Origin of the sequence: Pseudoalteromonas sp. SCSIO 43095 (assembly GCF_023650455.1) — a bacterium.
Taxonomy (GTDB): domain Bacteria; phylum Pseudomonadota; class Gammaproteobacteria; order Enterobacterales; family Alteromonadaceae; genus Pseudoalteromonas; species Pseudoalteromonas tetraodonis.
Genome location: NZ_CP087996.1, coordinates 532,248 through 552,738, shown reverse-complemented (window position 1 = coordinate 552,738; position 20,491 = coordinate 532,248). Strand labels below are relative to the sequence as shown.

Genomic DNA, 20,491 nt, shown 5'->3' with positions numbered 1-20,491 from the left:
GATTAAATTAGTGTATTTAAAAGCCCACTTTGTGGGCTTTTTTATGCCTGTAATTTATTTTTTAATTTATCAAAAATTGCGATTAGCTGATGCTGTTCAGCATCCGACAGGCAGCTTAATAATGCACGCTCCCACTGCAATGCTTGTGGGGTTATTTTTTCATATAAAGCCATGCCCTTATCACTTAGCATCAAAAATGCAGCGCGCTTATCATGCTTATTTAACTCGCTATAAATAAGCCCTTTATCTATTAGCGTTTTTACTGCCCTTGATACTGTCGACTTATCCATATCCGCTTGAGTACATAACTGCTTAGCTGTGCTTTGGCCTGATTGCGCTAAATTAGCCATTATTCGCCACTGAGGAATAGTTAAATCAAACTCTTTTTTATAAATACTCGAAAAATCATTACTTACCTGTGTTGCTAAGTGTGTTAATTGATAAGGTAAAAATGTCGTTAAATCTATTTTCATATTGAATCACTTATTTATTTACATACGACTTTTATTTGTTCACTTTTATTTACAAGGGTCATAATCAGTGTGTTTGATATTAGTCTCACTTGAGAGTATCTTAGCGTAAATAACAAAAATATAACACTCCCCCACTTTCACAGGAGTCAGTAATGGCGACACAATTAAACTATATGACCGGCTTTGGCAATGAATTTGAAACCGAAGCGCTGCCTGGTGCATTACCGATTGGGCAATTTAGCCCGCAAAAAGTAAAATATGATTTATATGCAGAGCAATTTAGTACCACTGCATTTACCGCTCCGCGCGCCGATAATCGCCGCACGTGGATGTACCGTATTCGTCCATCTGTTGTGCAAGGTGATTACACAGCCATAGACAATGGCTTAATTAGAACAGCGCCTATTACTGAAGTGCCAACGCCGCCTACCATGCTGCGATGGGATCCCATTGATATACCAGCAGCACCTACTGATTTTATTGATGGGCTGATCACTATGGCTGCAAATGGCAGCGCCAATGGGCAAGCCGGTATTGGCATTCATGTTTATGTCGCCAACAAATCAATGGACAAGCGCTTTTTTTATAACGCCGATGGCGAAATGTTATTTGTACCACAACACGGCGAGCTATTACTTAAAACAGAACTCGGGCATTTAAGTATTAAAGCCGGTGAAATTGCGGTTATTCCGCGTGGCATTAAGTTTCAGGTGCAGCTATTAACTGATACAGCGCGTGGGTATATTTGTGAAAACTACGGCCATGCTTATGTTCTTGCTGAGCGCGGCCCTGTTGGCGCAAATGGTTATGCTAATGACCGTGACTTTCACTATCCAGTAGCGGCTTTTGAAGACATTGAAGGCGAATTTGAACTTATTGCTAAATTTAATGGCAATATGTTTCGTTGTGATATTGGTCATTCTCCTCTTGATGTTGTTGCTTGGACAGGTAACAGCGCGCCTTACAAATACGATTTGGCTCGCTTTAATGTCATGAATACCGTTAGCTTTGATCACCCCGATCCATCAATTTTCACGGTACTAACCTCGCCATCAGGCACTGAAGGCGTTGCAAATATTGATTTTGCTATTTTTCCACCGCGTTGGATGGTCGCTGAAAACACCTTCCGCCCGCCTTACTATCACCGTAATATTATGAGTGAATTTATGGGCTTAATAGAAGGGGTATATGATGCAAAAGAGCATGGCTTTGTGCCAGGTGGCATGAGCTTACATAACTGTATGTCGCCGCATGGTCCTGAAGCAGACGTATTTGAAAAAGCGTCAAATGCGGACTTAGAACCACAACGCTACGATAATACGTTGGCGTTTATGTTTGAGTCACGTTATGTAATATCGCCGACTAAATACGCATTAGAAGGTAAAGAGCGTCAAGCTAATTACACTGACTGCTGGCGCACAATCAAAAAACACTTTAATGGCAATCAAGGATAATTGGATTATGAAGCTTTATACTTATTTTCGCTCATCGGCAGCATATCGTGTGCGCATTGCATTAAATCTTAAAAATATTGATCACCAGTTGGTGCCGGTAAACTTACTAAAATCAGAGCAACAAAGCACAGATTACTTACAGAAAAACCCTCAAGGACTTTTACCTTCTTTAGAAACAGAAGACGGCGTATTAGGTCAATCTCTAGCAATTTTAGAGTACCTTGAAGAGCAATACCCTGAAACACCATTGCTGCCTGGTAATGCATGGCAAAAAGCACACATTCGCAATTTAAGTTATGCTATTGCCTGTGATATCCATCCGATTGATAATTTACGGGTACTGAAATATTTAAGTAGTGAGCTCAATGTTGATGATGAAGCAAAAAATAAATGGTACCGCCACTGGGTTGAAGTGGGTTTTGAAAAAATAGAACGCATGCTAGATAGCAAAAACACATTTTGTGCAGGCGACTCGCCAAGCTTAGCTGATGTGTGTTTAGTACCGCAGGTATTTAATGCCATTCGTTTTAAAGTAGATATGGCTGCCTACCCTAAAATAGCAGCCATATATCAGCGTTGTAATGAGTTGGCAGCTTTTGTTGATGCAGCCCCTGAAAATCAACCTGATGCAAACTAATAAAGTAGATTAACTTTTTAGTACACTGTGTATTACCGTTACATGCTCAATTAAATCTAAGCCCAGTTCGGTTAAATAGCCACCATCTGGGCTGTCTATCACTCCCTTATCAAACAAACGCTGTGCGGCACTTAACAAAGCCGGCTCAGCATCAGAATGGAGTTTAATTCCTTGCATTTTGCTCTCGCGTGGAAATTTTGCTAATAGCGTAAATTCGTCAATCATGGTTTGATTAAATAGCATATGTGTTCACCTTTTTATTGTTCTGTGTTTTACTGAAGTTGTCTTACTTACCCTAGCATGTTTTTTTGCTAAGTGTAGTTATTTTAAACACCTTGAGGTTTTTGATGCGTTATTATTTTACTTCGTTTATTACTGTTTTATGCTTGTGTTTTTCAGCTTTAAGCTTCGCTAGCACAATAAAAACGCTTCCTGTTGTTGATGCTACCCAGCTTATAAACACAAACACTCAGTGCTGGTATGATAATAAACGTTACAGCGAAGGAGCTATACTGCAGGTTCACTCAGTTTCGCTTATTTGTGCTGCAAAGTACCCCCAACATAACAACAGTCAATTGATTTGGCTAAAGCTTGATAAGCAAGGTAACCTTATTTACCCCAAGAAACCTGCAACTATTACTGTAAATTAATCAAGGTTAACAATCTGGAATCTGCCAGCCATCTCCAAACTATTAAGATGCGGCGGGATACGTTACAATACATGCAGTTTAAAAAAGCAGTGTGACTATGAATAATCAACCAAAAAACCCGCTACATGGGATAACTTTAGAGCAAATTCTTGTAGAACTAGAGCAACGTTTAGGCTTTAAAACAATGGGTGAACAAGTAAACATAAAATGCTTTACTGATTCTCCGAGTATCAAATCAAGCTTAAAATTTTTACGTAAAACCCCATGGGCAAGAGATAAAGTAGAAGCGCTTTATATCCATACCATTAATAACAAGCCGTTACGTAAGCCTAGAAATAAATCGACTAAGCAGTCAGAATCCCCACAACCTGATACAGCAGGTTTTGTATGGCCTTCTATTAAAAAATAAAAGGCTCAAAAAATAGCAATGGCGTAATACATACGCCTTTCTAATCAGTTGTTTGCTCTTGGCATATTACATTTAACGACGCTGGCTGAATGCTCACCACCACTTTATCTGCAGATTTGACCTCGCCATCAATCACATAATTAAGTCTCTCATCTGCGCTTATCTCAACACGCTTTGCATTGGTATAATGTGAGTTAATGGCAAAATGCGTTTGCGTAATACTGCTAAACATTAGCTCAGCAATACTCAATACCGTCGTTTCATTATCTTTGTTTGGCGTTAACCAGTTTACGTCTAATAATCCATCACGGTGGTCGGGTTGTCCCCCTCCTTGGGCTAAAAGGGTTGTAAATGGGGCAGCATTAGCGACAATAAAGCTATTTGTATTAATAGCTTCAGGCTCATTATCATCGAGTTTGACCATAAGCTTTTGCGCTTTATTCTCGCCAAAGGAATGTAAAAACCCATTTAAATAAGCAAGCTGGCCAGATTTATTTTTCGACTCTCGATCTGCTTTTTCAATCATTGCATGCTCAAAGCCAATGCCAATTAGCAATAACATCAAATCGTTATTACAATATGCGGTATCGATCAGGTTTGTCTGACCATCAATTATTAAATCGCACGCTTGCTCAACAGGAATAAATTTAGATTTTATTCCCATCAGCACATGGGCCAACGCATTAGCTGTCCCCAACGGTATAATTCCTAATCGACACGATGTACCCACCAACACACTGGCAACCTCAGTGACTGTGCCATCTCCACCGCAGGCAATTATAATATCAGGCTCGTGCTCTATAGCTTGTTTAGCCAATGTAATGCCATTTTGTTCCGGTGTAGTTTTTAAAATAGTTAAATCGTAATACGCAGATAAACGCGCAACAATTAAATGCTCTTTTTCAGACCATAACTTAGTGCCTGAAACTGGATTAGCAATTAAGTACGCTTTATTTTTTATCAGTAGCTCCCCCTTACGGTGGCGCTTAACTAAATGGCGTAATTGGCGTTTATTAAGGTTAGCAGTTTCACGTGTTTCTTTGATTTGTGCCAGAATATCATGTACATCTGCATCTTTATTTTGACTCAATAAATACGCTGCCATAACAAACACCGAACGTCCGCGACCTAATGCACAATGCACCACAACACGACGGTCTTTCTTTATATGGTGATGGATCCAGTTAATGGCTTGGTTTAACTGTGAATGTGTAGGCACACTGTGATCAAGAACAGGAATATTTAAATAATCAATATTTTCTTGGGTAGATGTCCACTCAAGTCCATCAAATTCACAGGTAACGTCCAAAACAGCGGTAATACCATTTTCTTTTAATGTATCTATATCTGAGGGGAACAAACGACATGCTAAAAATAGATTATCGTTTATTTGTTGAATAGGCGGTACTTTGTCGCGCTTGCGTGACCACGCATTATAAAATTGTGCACCTAATAAAAAAGGTACAAAAGCCCAGCGAATGTAAAAAGGGATAACGCCATTTTCTCGCTTTCTGAATATTTTCCCCGCATTAAAAAAATAAGCACCGCTGACTAATAGTAGTGAAAGTGCGGTCCAAAAAAACGCAACTGCAAAGTAAATGGAGTTAACCGTTAATCCTAAGACTATAAATACCAATGCTGTTACAAGATAACTTACTGCAGCCCACATGTGCTCTCCTTAAAGTTGGTAACGCAAAATTAACGCTTTTAATATAGCTCAAAGACTGCAAGTAATACGCCAAAAAGCAACTATTCTTGTTTACTGTATTCAGGTATAAAACGCAAGCTTGCAACAAACCGCCAAAAAAACCTAGTGCATTGATAATACTAAGTTATATTTTTATTTTCGGTTTCCATTTCAGCTATTCAAAGCTAGCCTTTATTTATAATATTAACCTTAAAGCTGTTTATAGCTAAGACTAGCCCTTTCTTTTTTACAATTGTAACGGTCAAATATTCAGGGTTACTTAATAACTTAGCGTATTAATTATCAAACGGCATAAGTAATGTTTTCATCGCTGGACGCAGTGCAATAAGCACGGTTTCTTCTGTTAACTCAGGAAACAGCATTTTTCGTAATAACAATCCTGCCATCACTGAAAAAATCACATTAATGCGGCTTTCAAGTTCTTGCTCTGAATGTGATTTTATTAAACTGCTTTCACTCACTAATAAATCCCGCATTCTGTTACGTGCTTGCGTGTCAGCCTCGCGTAGTAGTAAAGCAACTTTTTTGTTTCTACTCGCCTCTGCCATCATATCTAGGTCAATAACGCAGGCCCCCGTGTCCATATGACGCTGCACACCATGATGTAGACCATCAAGTAACACAGTTAAAATATCACCAGGTTGATCTTCAAACTCTTGAAATATGGAGAACATTTCTTCCATATCTTTTTCAATAATACTTTCGATTATTGCTTCTTTACTATCAAAATAGTTATAAATATGGCCTGCGCTCATACCTGCTGTTCTTGCTATTTCAGCCATACCTGCGCCATGATAACCTTTGCGATGAAAGCAATCAGCAGCCGCTGTTAATACCTGTTCACGACGCGCTTGTGCTTGCACCGGATCAAGGTGTTTTTTATTTTTAGAATTCATTCGAAACTCCATTATCGAGTCACTAGACTCGAAACGTCTAACGTTTACCCTTGATAATAAAGAGGTAAACGTTAAACGGTATCACTTTACTACAGATAAACCAGCCATAACTCACCGGTTTAATGCATGCTAATTACTTTGATCGGTAGTAACTTCCCACCCACCACCAACGGCTTTGTACAAATTAATTTGACTTGCAAGCAAAGCTTGTTGACCGGTGATCAGTTGTTGCTTTGCGCTATACCAAGTTCGCTGAGCGTCGAGCACTTGTAAAAAGCTATCGACCCCTTTATCGTATCGCGCCTGTGACAAGTCATAGGTTATTTTTCGGCTTTGTAGTAGCTGTTCAAGTGCGCTTAATTGGGCATTGTAACCCTCTCTATCAGCAAGCACGTCAGCAACTTCACGAAACGCTTGCTGAATTTTTTGCTGATACGTTGCTACAGCAACTTGTTGCTCTGCATTAGCGACATCTAAATTAGCTTGGTTACGTCCCATATTAAAAATAGGCAAATTTACCGACGGCATAAAGCTCCACGTACCTGATCCTGCATCAAATAAATTACTTAAATCACGTGATGCTGTTCCTGCATTGGCAGTTAAACTAATGCTCGGGTAAAACGCTGCACGGGCAATACCAATGTTAGCGTTAGCGGCTAACAGCTGATGCTCTGCTGCTTTTATATCTGGTCGCTGCGTTAGTAAATCAGAAGGTAAACCCACAGGCACACTAGGCAAGTCTAATAAATAATTTAATGACTTACTTGGCAGTAAATCCTCACCTACCGTTTTACCTACTAATAAATCAAGCGCGTTTTTATCGCGTTTCACTAAACGTTGGTATTTAGCAATATCAGCTTTCGCTGTGGCTACCGTACTTTTAAGTTGTTCCAGCGTAATTTTAGAAGCTGCCCCTAAATCAACACTTTTTTGGGTTAATGATAAGGATGCTTGCTGCGATGATAACGTCTCTTGTGCCAACGCTAACAACTGTTGATCGGTCGCGTAATTTAACCAAGCATTAGCTAGCTCTGCAATTAACGAGACTTGCATGGTGTATAGGCTCAGCTGAGTGGAATAAAGCGTTTGTAATGCTTGCTCTGACTGATTGCGTACTTTACCCCATAAATCTAACTCGTAAGCCGTCATGCCTACCGTTGCACTGTATTGAGAACTTATTTGTGGTTGACCACTTGCTGATAAATCGCCGGGTAAACGCTGACGACTTCCTGATGCATTAAAATCCAGTGATGGATATAACGCTGAATCTTCAATCTGATACAAACCACGCACGCGCTGAACATTTAAAGCAGCTATTTGTAGGTCTTTATTATGTTCAAGACTTTGTGATATCAGTGTTTTAAGTTTTTCATCATTAAAAAACTGCTGCCATTTTAACGAGGACACCTGCTCATCCCCTGTCTCTGATGCATACGCATCAGGGACAGGTAAATTTAGCGCTTCTTGTTGAGGAGCTAACTGACATCCAGATAAAATTGCTAAAGTAAAAGCACTAAAACTGATTGCTCTTAAACTCATTATACTTCCTCCTGCGAGGTGGTTTTAGCTTTTCCTGAAAACAGTCTACGTACTAAAACAAAAAACAACGGTACAAAAATAACAACCAATGACGAGGCGGCAAGTGTTCCACCAATAATTGAAATTCCTAATGCATTTTGTGCACCTGAACCAGCACTTGAGGCAATAGCTAATGGAAGCACACCACACACAAAGGCCATTGAGGTCATTAAAATAGGACGTAAGCGAAGGCGTACAGCGGCAATCGCCGAGTCAACTAAGCTTAAGCCTTCTTCCATTTTATGAATCGCAAACTCAACGATTAAAATGGCATTTTTAGAGGCTAAACCTATGGTGGTTAATAAACCCACTTGTAAGTAAATATCGTTTGATAAGTTACCCATAAAGGCGGCTACAATCGCACCAAAAATACCCAGTGGCACAATTATCATTACTGCAAATGGTACTGACCAACTTTCATAAAGCGCTGCTAAACATAAAAATACAAACAACAGTGATAAGCCATATAGCAATGGCGCTTGGCCGCTACTTGAGCGCTCTTGAAACGAAATACCAGTCCACTCAGAGGCAATACCGTTAGGTAGTTGCTTGACTAAACGTTCCATTTCATCCATTGCTTGCCCTGTACTGTAACCTGGCGCAGCTGTTCCTTGAATTTCCATAGCAGAAAAACCATTATAACGCTCAAGACGTGGCGAACCATAGGTCCAATGCGAACTGGCAAATGCTGAAAATGGCACCATATCACCGCTATCATTACGTACATACCACTTGTTTAAATCCTCTGGCACCATTCGAGATTCAGCATCGCCTTGTAGGTATACTTTTTTTACACGGCCGCGATCAATAAAGTCATTTACATAACTACTACCCCAGGCTGTTGCAAGCGTGCTGTTAATATTAGCTTGCGAAACGCCCAGTGCCTGAGCTTTTGCAAGGTCTACATCAAGCTGGAGCTCTGGCATATCTTCTTGGCCATTAGGTCGTACGCCCGCGAGAATTGGGCTTTGGCTTGCTAAGCCTAATAACTGGTTACGCGCGGCCAGTAGAGCCTCGTGGCCAAGTCCAACACGGTCTTGTAAAAACATATTAAAGCCATTGGCTGTACCTAGTTCCACAATCGCTGGCGGCGGAAATGCAAATACAAACGCTTCTTTAATGGTAGAAAAATAGCCCATTGCTTTACCTGCAACTGCTTGCACAGATAAACCTTCGCCTTGACGCTCATCCCAGTGCTTAAAGTTAACAAAGGCAATTGCTGAGTTTTGGCCAGAACCTGCAAAACTAAATCCAGTCACCGTGAAAATACCATTTACAGCATCCGATTGATCGTTCAAAAAGTGTTTTTCTACTTTTTTAACTACTTCAAGCGTTTCTTCAGTCGTTGAGCCTGCTGGTAATGACACCTGATTAAACAAAATACCTTGGTCTTCATCTGGTAAAAATGCCGTTGGTAAGCTTGAAAAAATATACACCATACCCGCTACAATAAGGCCATAACATAAAAGATAGCGCTTAGATAAACGGATCATACGACTGACAAGACTTTGTGCGCCTGAATTAGTTTTATCAAATCCGCGGTTAAAACCACTGAAAAAACGACCGAATAACGAGCTGTTATCGTGAACATGGCTTGGTTTTAAAAGCGTAGCACACAACGCAGGTGTTAAAATAAGCGCCACCAATACCGATAGTCCCATTGCTGATACCAACGTAATAGAGAACTGACGATAAATAACACCTGTAGAGCCACTAAAGAACGCCATCGGAATAAATACCGCCGACAGCACCATAGCAATACCCACTAGCGCGCCTTTAATTTCATCCATTGATTTACGTGTTGCCTCAAGCGCAGAGAGTTTTTCTTCGCTCATTACACGCTCAACGTTTTCTACTACAACAATGGCATCATCAACCAGTAGGCCTATGGCAAGTACCATGGCAAACATGGTTAATGTATTTATTGAATAGCCAAACGTGTACAAAATACCAAAAGTACCGAGTAACACCACCGGCACAGCAATCGTTGGAATAAGCGTAGCGCGGAAGTTTTGTAAAAACAGATACATAACAACAAAAACGAGTACCACTGCTTCTATTAAGGTATGAACCACTTTTTCAATCGATAGTGATACAAAAGGGGTGGTATCGTAGGGTACAACAACGTCTAATCCCTCAGGGAAAAACGCTTTAAGCTCTGCAATCGCAGCTTTTACACCTTCAGCTGTATCAAGGGCATTGGCGCCACTGGCAAGCTTAATACCTAGGCCTGATGCAGGTTTTCCATCGTAACGAGCTACAACACGGTAGCTCTCGCCACCTAGCTCCACACGCGCTACATCTTTAAGGCGAACAAACGAGCCATCAGCGTTTGCTTTTACTATAATTTGTTCAAACTCTGCTGCGGTTTGCAAACGGCTTTGTGCTGTTACCGTTGCATTGAGCTGCTGGCCTTCAACCGCTGGCATGCCCCCTAATTGACCAGCAGATACCTGTGCATTTTGCGCACTAATTGAGGTGCTAATATCAGCAGGGGTTAATTTGTAGTTTTGCAACTTAGCTGGGTCTAACCAAATACGCATAGCATATTGAGAGCCAAATAGCTGAACTTCACCCACCCCTTCAACACGCGAGATAATATCTTGCACATTAGATGAAACATAATCACCAATGTCGATATTGGTCATGCTGCCATCTTTTGATACAAAACCTAATACCATTAAAAAGTTACGTGCAGACTTAGCCACCGATACACCTTGCCTTTGCACTTCTTCTGGTAAAAGCGGTGTAGCTGTGGCTAACTTGTTTTGCACTTGTACCTGTGCAATGTCTGGGTCTGTATCGGCGCTAAATGAAAGCGTAAGCGTAGCCGAACCACTCGACTCAGACGTAGATGACATATACAACAAGCCATCTAGTCCTTTCATTTTTTGCTCTATAACCTGGGTAACCGTATCCTCTAGGGTACGAGCTGATGCCCCTGGGTAAGTAGCGGTAATGCTAATTGCTGGCGGTGCAATTGACGGGTATTGTGCTATTGGTAAACTTTGAATAGCCAACACACCTGCAAGCATAACCACGATAGCAAGCACCCACGCAAAGATGGGTCTGTCGATAAAAAATCGTGACATTAAAACTCTCCGTTATTGCGCTTTGTCGGCTGTTGCAGACGGTGAAACTTCTGAAGGGCTAACTGGCGCACCTGGGCGAATTTTTTGTAAGCCTTCAACAATTACTTTATCGCCATCAGCTAATCCAGCGGTAACTAACCAGTTAGAGCCAATCGTTCTATCTACTTTTAACACACGGCTTTCTACGGTGTTTTCTTTACTTACAACCATCGCTGTTGGCTCACCTTTGGTGTTTCGGCTTACTCCACGCTGCGGCACTAAAATAGCGTCTTGTTTTACACCCTCAACCACTGAGGCACGTGCATACATACCCGGTAGTAATAACTTATCTGGATTTGGGAATTTAGCGCGTAAAGTTACCGACCCAGTGCTTGGGTCTACAGTTACTTCTGAAAATTGTAACGTGCCTTTAATTGGGTAAATAGAGCCATCTTCCATTTGCAGCTCAACGTCGGCTTGTGCTTTTGAGTCAACACTTAGTGAACCAGAAGAAATGGCTTTTTTAAGTTGAGTTAGCTCGTTGCTTGATTGCGTTAAGTCAACATAGATAGGGTCAAGCTGGGTTACTGTTGCCAGTGCCGTTGTTTGATTAGCACTTACAAGCGCACCAACAGTAACGTTCGATTTACTAATTTGACCACTAATCGGAGAAGATACATGGCTGTAATCTAAGTTTATTTGTGCAGATTTAAGCTGTGCTTTTGCTGTTAATAGCTCGGCTTGTGCTTGCTTGTATGCTGCATCGGCTTCATCAAAGTCTTGCTGGCTTACCGCTTTAATTTCTAGTAATTCTTTATAACGCGACGCTTTAGATTTACTGCTTGCAATACTAGCCTCTGCGCGCGCAACGGCCGCTTTGCTGGCTGCGAGTTCTGCTTCATAAATGTCAGGATTAATTTGATAAAGCGCTTGGCCTTGCTCAACCTGTATGCCTTCTTCAAATAAGCGAGATTGAACAATACCACTTACTTGAGGACGAATTTCAGCAATTTGAAACGCACTAACACGCCCTGGTAATTCTTTTTTAAGTGTAATAGCTTGGCTTGTTAAGGTGACCACACCAACAGGTGTCGCTGCAGGAGCAGAAGCCTTAGGCTGTTCAGCAACCTGATCACAACCACTTAAAGCAACAGAACCAACGAGGGCCGAAAATACAAAAAAAGCGATGCGGGAACGCTGCATGTAAAATACCTTTTAGTTTAGAATGAACGATCATTCTAAACTAAAGTAAAGCAATTAAAAATAGCTACTGAGCAACATTTACACATTTTTACATTTTTACAATTGAATAGATAAGTAACACAAATAACAGCTGAGTTATTTAAGCAACACCCATAAAAAAGCAGCCAATGAACTTTCATTGGCTGCTCTTAAGCTATGTTGGCTGTCATTATTCGTTGTCAGTATTAACTCTAGAGACTAGTAATTGCTCAATACGAATTCCTTCCACGTCCACAACTTCAAATTTAAAACCTGCAAATAAAACAAACTCTGCGCGTTTAGGAATATGTTTCATGGTATAGATTAAATATCCGGCCACGGTTTCATAATGATTTTGATCAGGAAATTCATCAATTTCAAGTACCTTCGCCAGCTCAACAATCGGGGTTAAGCCATCTACTAACCAAGAACTCGCGTCGCGCTCAATAATTAACTCTTCACTTTGATGAGTAATTAAATCGCCCATAAAACCTTTCATTAAATCTTTAACCGTAACAATCCCAACCACCAAAGCATACTCATTAACTACCACCGCAAAAGGATGTACAGCGGTTTTAAACGCATTTAACGCTTCAGATAAACTCAATGTTTCGGGCAAGAAAAAAATATCTTTATCAAGCATGTCATCGTTAATATTTGCCGCCTCACCTTTGAGTACTTGGCGTAAAATATCTTTAGACTCAACAGAGCCAATTAACTTATCAAGATTGCCTTTGCACACTAAAAAGTGATTGTGCGGGTGATCTATAATTTTATTTGCTATATCGTCGCTAGATTCATCAATGTCAAAATAAACAATTTGCTCACGCGGTGACATAACGCTTGATAAAAAACGCGCTTCTAAATCAAATACATTTCCTATTAAATCATACTCTTGTTGCTGTAAACTGCCATATTCAGCACCAGCATCCATCATCGCAACAATATCTTCAGTGGTCACAATATCTTCACGTTCACTGGGCACTTTAAACACCCGTAAAACAATATTGGTTAAGCCATTAAAAAATAGTACCAGTGGCGTGAGCGCAAAAGTAACCCAGCGCATAATTGTCACCACTCTCACCGCAACGGCCTCAGGTAAAATCATCGCTAAACGCTTTGGTAGTAAATCGGCAAATAAAATAAATAACGAGGTAATAATTAAAAACGATAATACAAAGCTAATTTGCCCAAGTAATGGACCTTGATAAAACAGCTGTAGTATTTCTTGCATATAAGGAGACAATGCTTGCTCGCCAACAATCCCGCCTAATATCGCAATCGCATTGAGCGTAATTTGGATCATGGCGAAAAAAGCCCCAGGCTGCTCTTGCAGCTTTAAAACCGCCAAAGCGTGAACATTGCCCTCGTCCGCCATTACTCTTAACTTAATTTTGCGTGAAGCGGCAATCGAAATTTCTGACATCGCAAATAACGCACTCATCAAGATTAATAACGCAATCCCGATTAAATCACCCATTTATAACTCCAAAATAATCGCTTTTACAAGCAAAAGCAGCTGGATTATAGACGCTTTTATAGACAGGGCAATTGATATTTAAATAATATTAATAACTAATAAAAATCAAAAGCTTAATATTTATAGTTTAGACTCATATGAAGAAAAAGCTACGCTAAGTTGTTGCTTTACGTTATCGGGGAGGTTTTTATTACAGGCAAAATATAAAGGGGCTTGATGGGCATTGATTGGCATTAGTAATTCGAGTTGTAATTTATTTAATAAATGAGATTGTTCATGGTTTATTCGCTGCGCAGGTATAACCACTAAATCAATACTCGAACTTCGTGTTTGAATTATCTTAAAAATATTATCAAAACTACTAAACAGCATTAAATTTTCGTTTTCTTTAAAGCCTTTTGAAAGTAGATAATGATGGCTGTAGTTATCTTTTAAAACCGCAATACGGTATTGCTTAGCCTGCTCTAAATTAGTTAAGGAAATACCTTTGCTTTTAAGGGAGTAAAAATTAGTGTCAAATTGGGCGAGTTTAGCAAACCAAATAAAATTATTTTCCCGTTCAGGCGAACGAGAAATGGAAAATATACAGGTTTGGGGATCTCTCAGTGCAATATTGTAAGCCATACTCCAATCGCTTACAGAGATTGAATAATCAATGCCTGCGCTATCAAGCGCCAATCGGACTTTATCGGCAGCATCACCTACTAAATTGTTATTCGCGTCCAGATACTGCGCAGGCGCAAAGTTCTCTGTTACAACAGTAAGTTTAGCCGCACAATGATGGCTTACAATGAGCAATAATACGAAATACCACTTAGTCACAATAACCCACTATATAAAATTTAAGATGTTACTTTTTTGGTAAAAGCAAATTTAATATAGCGGATTAATTACAAATAGCCAATTTTGGGCCTGTGGGATTAACGATTCATTGCTGCAATTAAGAATGCTGAAATTTTAGCGCCTTCTCTAAGCGTCGTCTCTGAGCTTGATTGACCCACTAATGAGCTGTCGGTAAACGGCGCGATTTCCATCATATCTGCTCCGGTTATTGGAAACTCATCGGCAATGGCTGACAAAATATCAAGCGCATGCTGTGGTGTTAACCCATTTTCTTCAGGTGTACCTGTTGCTGAAGCAAATTGAGCATCTAGTGCGTCAATATCAAAGCTTACATACACTTCATCAACCTTGTCAGCCTTTAGTTGCGCGATTGTATCGGCAGCAACAGCGGCTGCGCCACGCTCAATAATTTCAGCAGCCCAGTGCTGTTTAACGCCAAAGGTACTTTCCCAATGTGATTTAGGCTTACCACTTGAGCGAATACCAAATTGAATTAAATGATGTGGCGCGGGTAAAAATTCTAAAATATGGGTACACCAAGAGCCAAAACATAAATCGATGCCCAAACGCTCTACGAGTAAGTCGGTGTGGGCGTCAAAATGAATAATAGCCGTACGTTTACCTTGCTCGCGTTTGGCTTTTAAGTACGCTTTTGTCAGCGGGTAACTAATAGAATGATCGCCACCAATGCCAAAAATTCCTTTATCGTGAAATGTTGCATAAAAGCTATCACATACATCTTCGGTAATAGACAGTGGACTTACGAAATGATCGTTATTGTCATTGCCATAAAGCGCTTTTTGGCAATTGGTAATTGTTGCCTCGTTTAAGTATTTATCGTGTAATAAATGCGGTATTACGCGCACATCACCTAAATCAAATGAACGACACTGTGTTTGCTGGTCAATTAAAGCTGAACGTAAAAATAAAGGCCCCCAGTTAGCACCGCGTAAAATACCACCACCACAATCAGAGCTAATCCCCAGCATAACCGCTTTGTGGGGTGAGTTAGGTAATTCATTTAGCGAGTCACGCCATAAAGCATCGACATTTTCAGTTTGACCATATAATTTATTTCTGAGTGCTGCTTTGCGTTCTTTTGCCGTATTAACCGTGAATACACCATCGCCAGGTGCACATAAACAGTGTTCAACTTTATTTTTAAATGCTTGAAATTGTGTGCTCATTGTAAACCCTTTTTCAATCTGAATATCTTGTCTATTATTGAGTAGTTATGCAAAACGACGAACGCTGAATAAATTAAAAATTAATTGTATGTGGTTATAAAAATCACTGAACGTTGTGTTCTGCGAGGTTAGGTCAGCGGCAAAACAATACAAAACCTACTAACTAACCTTATGAATATAAACAACTTAAAATTTAGCTAACAACTCTTTTAGCTAGCTACTGGTTTGCTCTGAGGTATGAATATAGTGTCTGAGCAAACAAGTCAACTGGCTCATTTTGTTAGTAATTTTAGCCATTGATTGAATATTCAGAGTTAATGAATAAACCAATACGGACATCCGTCCTGTACTTCATTTAGGTTTCTCGTAATCATGCTAAATTGACAACAACTCTTATTAAAAAGGCTTAGTTATGGAAAAGGTATTTCACTTAGGACTGTGTATTGATGATTTAAAAGGTGCAAAACTGGCTATTGTTCCAGGGGATCCAGATCGTGCAGCACGCATTTCACAGTTCTTAGATAATCCAACCTGCCTTGCTCAAACCCGTGAGTTTCACATTTATTTAGGCCAATTAAACGGCCACTCAGTGGTTGTATGTTCAACCGGTATCGGCGGCCCTTCAACGTCAATTGCGGTTGAAGAACTGGCTCAACTTGGGGTACGTAGCTTTCTTCGCATTGGCACAACAGGCGCGATTCAGCCGCACATTAACGAAGGCGATATTTTAATTAGCCAAGCCTCAGTTCGTTTGGATGGCGCGAGTCAGCATTTTGCACCGCTGTGCTACCCTGCTGTTTCTGATTTTTTTGCCACTCAAGCGATGGTAAAAGCCTGTGAAAACCTAAACATCGATTTTCATATCGGTATCACCGCTTCAAGCGATACCTTCTACCCAGGACAAGAGCGTTACGATACGCATTCTGGTTATGTTCCTAAGTCATTACAGGGTAGCTGTGAAGAATGGCAAAAACTAGGCGTGATGAACTACGAAATGGAATCGGCTACTTTATTTACTATGTGTGCCGCTCTTGGCCTACAAGCAGCCTGTGTTGCCGGTGTATTAGTAAATAGAACACGTCAAGAAATTCCTAACGTAGACCACGGCGAGATTGAGAAAAAATCGGTTGCCGTGGTACTTGAAGCCGCTAAAGTGTTACTTGGCTAATGTTGCGCTAATAACCTCAAGTGTTGGCAAGCCAGTAAAGCTTGCTAACACGGCTTTTGCCACCCCAGATTGGTTTTCATGACCAGCCGTTTCTAATAACGTAACTGATTTTACTGTTTGCTTATCAAAGCTCAGTCCTGCTAAAAACAACTGACTCACAGCACTTTGTAATGGCGATAAACTCGGGCTGTACGCTGCATTTTCTGCATAGCTGCCATAAAAATCACCGTTTTCAAACGTAGTTATTTTTACTGCACTGTAATTTTGGCTGTACGGCACATAAGCCGCTAAAGCATAACTCATCAGCTTTTCATCAAGTTGTTCGTTTTCAAAACAATTAGTTTGCTTTGCTGGGTTAAATAAGCTGTGCTCATTGCCTAAATCGGTTGGTCCAAATGAGTGAGGTAATAACTCTGCCAATTTAAAGTTTTGTGCTGGCAGTAAAATATCAAGCTCTTTCGCATCAGCGAGTTCATTCATAAATTGACGACAGTACCCACATGGGACATCACTAATCGCTATTTTAAGAATTTTTTTACCGCCATTTAACCAGGCATTATTAATGGCAGATTGCTCACCGTGCACCACTAAACTAAGTGCTTGATGGTCAAACTCAGCGTTAGCGCCAAAATAAAAAGTAGTGTTTCCTTGTGAATCGAGCCCTTTTACAATTGCGCCGACATGAAATTTGGAAATAGGTGCAACCGAAAACTCTGAAGCCATAGGCACTAAGCCTTGTAATAAAATATCTTCGCTAACATTAAGCTCGGTGCAAAGCGCTGAAATATCGTTTGGGTATAAAATACCGCGTTGAGTTTTTAATTGACTGCGTAGAGCTTGCGTTTGCGCTACGTTTAATGAAATGTGTGAATTGCTAAGTGCTGTATTATGTTGCACTTTAAAAGTTGCTGAAGCCATAATAGTTTTTATTTGATCAATGGCTAAGTAGTGTAAAAGGTTGGCAAACTAAATACCAGCCTATTCAACGTAAAAAAAAGGAACACGTCGTGTGTTCCCTCTAAAACTAATCTAGTTTTGGATTAACCTGTATTACGCATACCCGCTGCAATGCCGGTCATAGTGATCATCAAAGCATTATCTATATCGTTTTCATTGCCTTTATCATCGCCACGAGAACGACGTAATAACTCAACTTGTAATACATTCAGCGGATCGGTGTATGGATTTCTAAGCCCGATAGACTCTTTGATCCAAGGCTGATCAGCCAATAAGCTTTTTTGTGGGCTTAATGATTGCACTAACGTTATAGCTTCACCAAGTTCATCACGTAAAGCTACACCCAGCGGCTTATACATCTCTTCCACCAGCGCATTATCGTAATGCTCACTCAACCAGCTATCCGCTTTACTAAATACCATTTCTAGCATTTCTAAACGCGCCCTAAAAAATGGCCATTGCAAGCTCATTTCACTTAAGGTTTCTATACCGTATTTTTCAAGCGCGGCTTTAAGCCCGCTCAATGCACCTAACCATGCAGGTAACATTAACCGGTTTTGACTCCACGCAAAAATCCATGGAATAGCACGTAAGCTCTCAACCCCTCCATTTGGATTTCGTTTTGCAGGCCTTGAGCCTAAAGGTAATTTTGACAGTTCCAATTCAGGTGTCGCCATTCTAAAGTAAGGCACAAAGTTTTCATCGTGGCGCACCACATTACGGTAATGCTCACACGACACATCGCTAATTAATGCCATTACTTCGCGCCACTGTGATTTAGGCTCTGGTGGTGGCAATAAATTACTTTGTAGTACCGCACCCGCATAAATATTTAAGCTTTGTAATGCCACATTAGGCAGGCCAAATTTAAAGCGGATCATTTCACCTTGCTCTGTTACCCTAAGCCCGCCTTTTAACGACCCCGGCGGCTGAGAATGCAATGCTTGTGCAGCAGGCGCACCACCACGGCCAACCGTACCCCCACGGCCATGGAATAAAATAAGCTCAATACCGCGTTCATCCGCTAGTTGTACGAGCTTATCCATTGCCTCATATTGTGCCCAACCAGCAGCCATCATGCCTGCATCTTTGGCTGAGTCTGAATAGCCAATCATTACATTTTGGGTGTTTTTAATGTGTCCACGGTACCACTCGTTATTTAAAAGTGTAGTGATGACGTTGTGGCCATCGTTTAAATCATCCAAGGTTTCGAATAAAGGCGCCACAGGCAGTTCAAAACCACAGCCTGACTCTTTAAGTAATAGCTGCACTGCTAATATATCAGAGGCAGTTCGTGCCATAGAGATAATGTATAAACCAAAGGTTTTTTCATCTTGTTGCGCAATAACATCAAAGGTGTCGAGCACCTCTTGCACTTCTGGACTTGGTTGCCAATGCCTAGGAATTAGCGGACGACGTGAATTGAGCTCTGTCAGTAAAAAAGCTTGTTTGTCTTGCTCTTCCCATTGATTGTAATCGCCAATACCTAAATGACGAGTTAATTCAGAAAACACATCGCTGTGTCTTGACGAATCCTGTCGTACATCCAGTTTTGCCAAGCGCAAACCAAAGCTATTTACACGATGGATCACATCTAATAGCAAGCCATCAGCAACCACTTGCATATTGCATTTTAACAATGAGCGATAACACACCTCAATTGGGTGCTTAATTTGGTTAATATCAGTTATTAAATCTTGTGATTCTGTACGCTTGTTTTTAATTTTAGCGCTTAAGTACATCACTGTTTCAGCCACTTGGTTTTTAAGCTCTTTGAGCACGGCTCGATAAGGTTCAAACTCTTGCCCTGCCAGTTTAATGAGCTCATCACTGGCATCAGACATTGAAAGTTCAGCACACAAAGTTTCTAAATCACGCTGGTATAAATCCAGCGCCATCCAACGGCCATGATCGAGTACTTGCTTAGTCACCTCAGCGGTTACAAACGGGTTACCATCCCGATCTCCCCCCATCCACGACGTAAATTCTATCGGGCTGTAGTTGGCTGGTAGCTCAAGGCTCAAATGCTGTTTAACATGCTGGCTAAACTCACGTAAAAAACGTGGCACGGCATCCCATAAGCTATTTTCAATTACCGCATAGCCCCATTTAGCTTCATCAACAGGGCTTGGACGAGAACGACGAATATCGTCAGTATGCCAAGCTTGGCTAATAAGCTGCGCAATTCGATTTAATATCGCTTCGCGCTCTTGCGCAAGGTTGTCGGTTCGCTCAAGCGACGCTAAACAATCGCTTAGTTCAACATGTTTGTTAATAATAGTACGGCGAGTCACTTCGGTTGGGTGAGCGGTTAGTACTAAGTTTATGTGGAGCTTTGAGAGTGTGTCGGCTAAATGATTATGATTAAGCTGACCTTGTTCGGCCTTTGCTGCTAACGTTTTTAATGTTTGAGTGAGAGGATTTAGTTGGCAAAAACCAACATCATTAAAACGTGATACGGTATGAAACTGCTCTGCAACATTAGCTAAGTTTAAAAAATGATTAAATGAACGGGCAACCGGTAAAAGCTCCTCATCACTAAGCGCATGGAGTACATCAATTAACGCTTGGCGATCGGCTTCATTGCCACTGCGAGATGATTTTGATAAAGCCCGAATTTCTTCTACTTTATCTAAAATCTCTTGGCCTTGGGCATCTTTAATAGTTTGTCCTAATAATTGACCAAGTAGATTTACATTACCTCGCAAGGCGGCATATTGTTCACTCATTTCTAGCTCTCCTTCGTTTCTTGGAGACCT

Annotated in this window: 17 protein-coding genes; 5 read left to right on the top strand and 12 right to left on the bottom strand. The window is 40.7% G+C overall.

Annotation, left to right across the window (positions count from 1 at the left end; all coding sequences use genetic code 11):
- Positions 1–41: 41 nt before the first annotated feature.
- Positions 42–473 (bottom strand): MarR family winged helix-turn-helix transcriptional regulator, encoded by a 432-nt coding sequence (locus tag LOC50_RS16850; protein ID WP_248474503.1) that lies wholly within the window; start codon positions 471–473, stop codon positions 42–44.
- Positions 474–625: 152 nt separating this feature from the next.
- Between LOC50_RS16850 and hmgA the strand changes: the two genes are divergently transcribed.
- Positions 626–1,927, top strand: coding sequence for a homogentisate 1,2-dioxygenase (gene hmgA, locus LOC50_RS16845; RefSeq protein WP_214552658.1), 1,302 nt, complete (start codon positions 626–628; stop codon positions 1,925–1,927).
- A gap of 7 nt (positions 1,928–1,934) precedes the next feature.
- The gene (maiA, locus tag LOC50_RS16840) at positions 1,935–2,564 is read left to right on the top strand and encodes a maleylacetoacetate isomerase (protein ID WP_138626290.1); all 630 of its coding nucleotides are present in this window, start codon (positions 1,935–1,937) and stop codon (positions 2,562–2,564) included.
- 9 nt (positions 2,565–2,573) lie between these two features.
- Here the strand turns inward: maiA and LOC50_RS16835 are convergent, their stop codons facing one another.
- On the bottom strand, positions 2,574–2,807 hold the full coding sequence (locus LOC50_RS16835) for a TIGR02647 family protein (protein ID WP_036983885.1): 234 nt from the start codon (positions 2,805–2,807) through the stop codon (positions 2,574–2,576).
- A gap of 104 nt (positions 2,808–2,911) precedes the next feature.
- Here LOC50_RS16835 and LOC50_RS16830 point away from each other — a divergent pair, with 104 nt between their 5' ends.
- Positions 2,912–3,214, top strand: coding sequence for a DUF1496 domain-containing protein (locus LOC50_RS16830; protein WP_248474505.1), 303 nt, complete (start codon positions 2,912–2,914; stop codon positions 3,212–3,214).
- Between the two features lie 97 nt (positions 3,215–3,311).
- Positions 3,312–3,623, top strand: a complete 312-nt coding sequence (locus LOC50_RS16825) for a VF530 family protein (RefSeq protein WP_214552659.1) — start codon at positions 3,312–3,314, stop codon at positions 3,621–3,623.
- Positions 3,624–3,663: 40 nt separating this feature from the next.
- Here the strand turns inward: LOC50_RS16825 and LOC50_RS16820 are convergent, their stop codons facing one another.
- The 8 genes from LOC50_RS16820 to LOC50_RS16785 all read right to left on the bottom strand — a co-directional run bounded on the left by LOC50_RS16820 (position 3,664) and on the right by LOC50_RS16785 (position 15,607).
- Positions 3,664–5,292, bottom strand: coding sequence for a diacylglycerol kinase family protein (locus LOC50_RS16820; RefSeq protein WP_036983882.1), 1,629 nt, complete (start codon positions 5,290–5,292; stop codon positions 3,664–3,666).
- A gap of 314 nt (positions 5,293–5,606) precedes the next feature.
- The gene (locus LOC50_RS16815; RefSeq protein ID WP_193050247.1) at positions 5,607–6,227 is read right to left on the bottom strand and encodes a TetR/AcrR family transcriptional regulator; all 621 of its coding nucleotides are present in this window, start codon (positions 6,225–6,227) and stop codon (positions 5,607–5,609) included.
- A gap of 129 nt (positions 6,228–6,356) precedes the next feature.
- Positions 6,357–7,766 carry an efflux transporter outer membrane subunit gene (locus LOC50_RS16810; RefSeq protein ID WP_214552660.1) on the bottom strand — a complete coding sequence of 470 codons (1,410 nt, stop codon included), beginning with the start codon at positions 7,764–7,766 and terminating at the stop codon, positions 6,357–6,359.
- Positions 7,766–10,897, bottom strand: coding sequence for an efflux RND transporter permease subunit (locus LOC50_RS16805; RefSeq protein WP_138626293.1), 3,132 nt, complete (start codon positions 10,895–10,897; stop codon positions 7,766–7,768). Before LOC50_RS16805 ends, LOC50_RS16810 begins: the two co-directional genes overlap by 1 nt.
- Before the next feature lie 12 nt (positions 10,898–10,909).
- Positions 10,910–12,079 (bottom strand): efflux RND transporter periplasmic adaptor subunit, encoded by a 1,170-nt coding sequence (locus LOC50_RS16800; protein ID WP_069438995.1) that lies wholly within the window; start codon positions 12,077–12,079, stop codon positions 10,910–10,912.
- Positions 12,080–12,287: 208 nt separating this feature from the next.
- Entirely contained in the window at positions 12,288–13,577 is a 1,290-nt protein-coding gene (gene paeA, locus LOC50_RS16795) for a polyamine export protein PaeA (RefSeq protein ID WP_036983877.1), read from the bottom strand.
- 120 nt (positions 13,578–13,697) lie between these two features.
- Positions 13,698–14,399 (bottom strand): substrate-binding periplasmic protein, encoded by a 702-nt coding sequence (locus tag LOC50_RS16790; RefSeq protein ID WP_069438996.1) that lies wholly within the window; start codon positions 14,397–14,399, stop codon positions 13,698–13,700.
- A gap of 98 nt (positions 14,400–14,497) precedes the next feature.
- Positions 14,498–15,607 carry an arginase family protein gene (locus LOC50_RS16785; RefSeq protein ID WP_036983875.1) on the bottom strand — a complete coding sequence of 370 codons (1,110 nt, stop codon included), beginning with the start codon at positions 15,605–15,607 and terminating at the stop codon, positions 14,498–14,500.
- Between the two features lie 412 nt (positions 15,608–16,019).
- Between LOC50_RS16785 and udp the strand changes: the two genes are divergently transcribed.
- Positions 16,020–16,775 (top strand): uridine phosphorylase, encoded by a 756-nt coding sequence (gene udp / locus LOC50_RS16780; protein WP_008112319.1) that lies wholly within the window; start codon positions 16,020–16,022, stop codon positions 16,773–16,775.
- Here the strand turns inward: udp and cdd are convergent.
- On the bottom strand, positions 16,764–17,693 hold the full coding sequence (gene cdd, locus LOC50_RS16775) for a cytidine deaminase (protein WP_214552663.1): 930 nt from the start codon (positions 17,691–17,693) through the stop codon (positions 16,764–16,766). The two genes, udp and cdd, sit on opposite strands and share 12 nt — an antisense overlap.
- Before the next feature lie 122 nt (positions 17,694–17,815).
- Complete coding sequence (ppc, locus tag LOC50_RS16770; RefSeq protein ID WP_036983873.1) at positions 17,816–20,461, bottom strand: phosphoenolpyruvate carboxylase; 2,646 nt, start codon at positions 20,459–20,461, stop codon at positions 17,816–17,818.
- Positions 20,462–20,491 lie beyond the last annotated feature (30 nt).

Bases quoted from the DNA above. Each gene is read 5' to 3' on its own strand.
- LOC50_RS16850 (WP_248474503.1), bottom strand. From the start codon at position 473: ATGAAAATAGATTTAACGACATTTTTACCTTATCAATTAACACACTTA.
- hmgA (WP_214552658.1), top strand. From the start codon at position 626: ATGGCGACACAATTAAACTATATGACCGGCTTTGGCAATGAATTTGAA.
- maiA (WP_138626290.1), top strand. From the start codon at position 1,935: ATGAAGCTTTATACTTATTTTCGCTCATCGGCAGCATATCGTGTGCGC.
- LOC50_RS16835 (WP_036983885.1), bottom strand. From the start codon at position 2,807: ATGCTATTTAATCAAACCATGATTGACGAATTTACGCTATTAGCAAAA.
- LOC50_RS16830 (WP_248474505.1), top strand. From the start codon at position 2,912: ATGCGTTATTATTTTACTTCGTTTATTACTGTTTTATGCTTGTGTTTT.
- LOC50_RS16825 (WP_214552659.1), top strand. From the start codon at position 3,312: ATGAATAATCAACCAAAAAACCCGCTACATGGGATAACTTTAGAGCAA.
- LOC50_RS16820 (WP_036983882.1), bottom strand. From the start codon at position 5,292: ATGTGGGCTGCAGTAAGTTATCTTGTAACAGCATTGGTATTTATAGTC.
- LOC50_RS16815 (WP_193050247.1), bottom strand. From the start codon at position 6,227: ATGAATTCTAAAAATAAAAAACACCTTGATCCGGTGCAAGCACAAGCG.
- LOC50_RS16810 (WP_214552660.1), bottom strand. From the start codon at position 7,766: ATGAGTTTAAGAGCAATCAGTTTTAGTGCTTTTACTTTAGCAATTTTA.
- LOC50_RS16805 (WP_138626293.1), bottom strand. From the start codon at position 10,897: ATGTCACGATTTTTTATCGACAGACCCATCTTTGCGTGGGTGCTTGCT.
- LOC50_RS16800 (WP_069438995.1), bottom strand. From the start codon at position 12,079: ATGCAGCGTTCCCGCATCGCTTTTTTTGTATTTTCGGCCCTCGTTGGT.
- paeA (WP_036983877.1), bottom strand. From the start codon at position 13,577: ATGGGTGATTTAATCGGGATTGCGTTATTAATCTTGATGAGTGCGTTA.
- LOC50_RS16785 (WP_036983875.1), bottom strand. From the start codon at position 15,607: ATGAGCACACAATTTCAAGCATTTAAAAATAAAGTTGAACACTGTTTA.
- udp (WP_008112319.1), top strand. From the start codon at position 16,020: ATGGAAAAGGTATTTCACTTAGGACTGTGTATTGATGATTTAAAAGGT.
- cdd (WP_214552663.1), bottom strand. From the start codon at position 17,693: ATGGCTTCAGCAACTTTTAAAGTGCAACATAATACAGCACTTAGCAAT.
- ppc (WP_036983873.1), bottom strand. From the start codon at position 20,461: ATGAGTGAACAATATGCCGCCTTGCGAGGTAATGTAAATCTACTTGGT.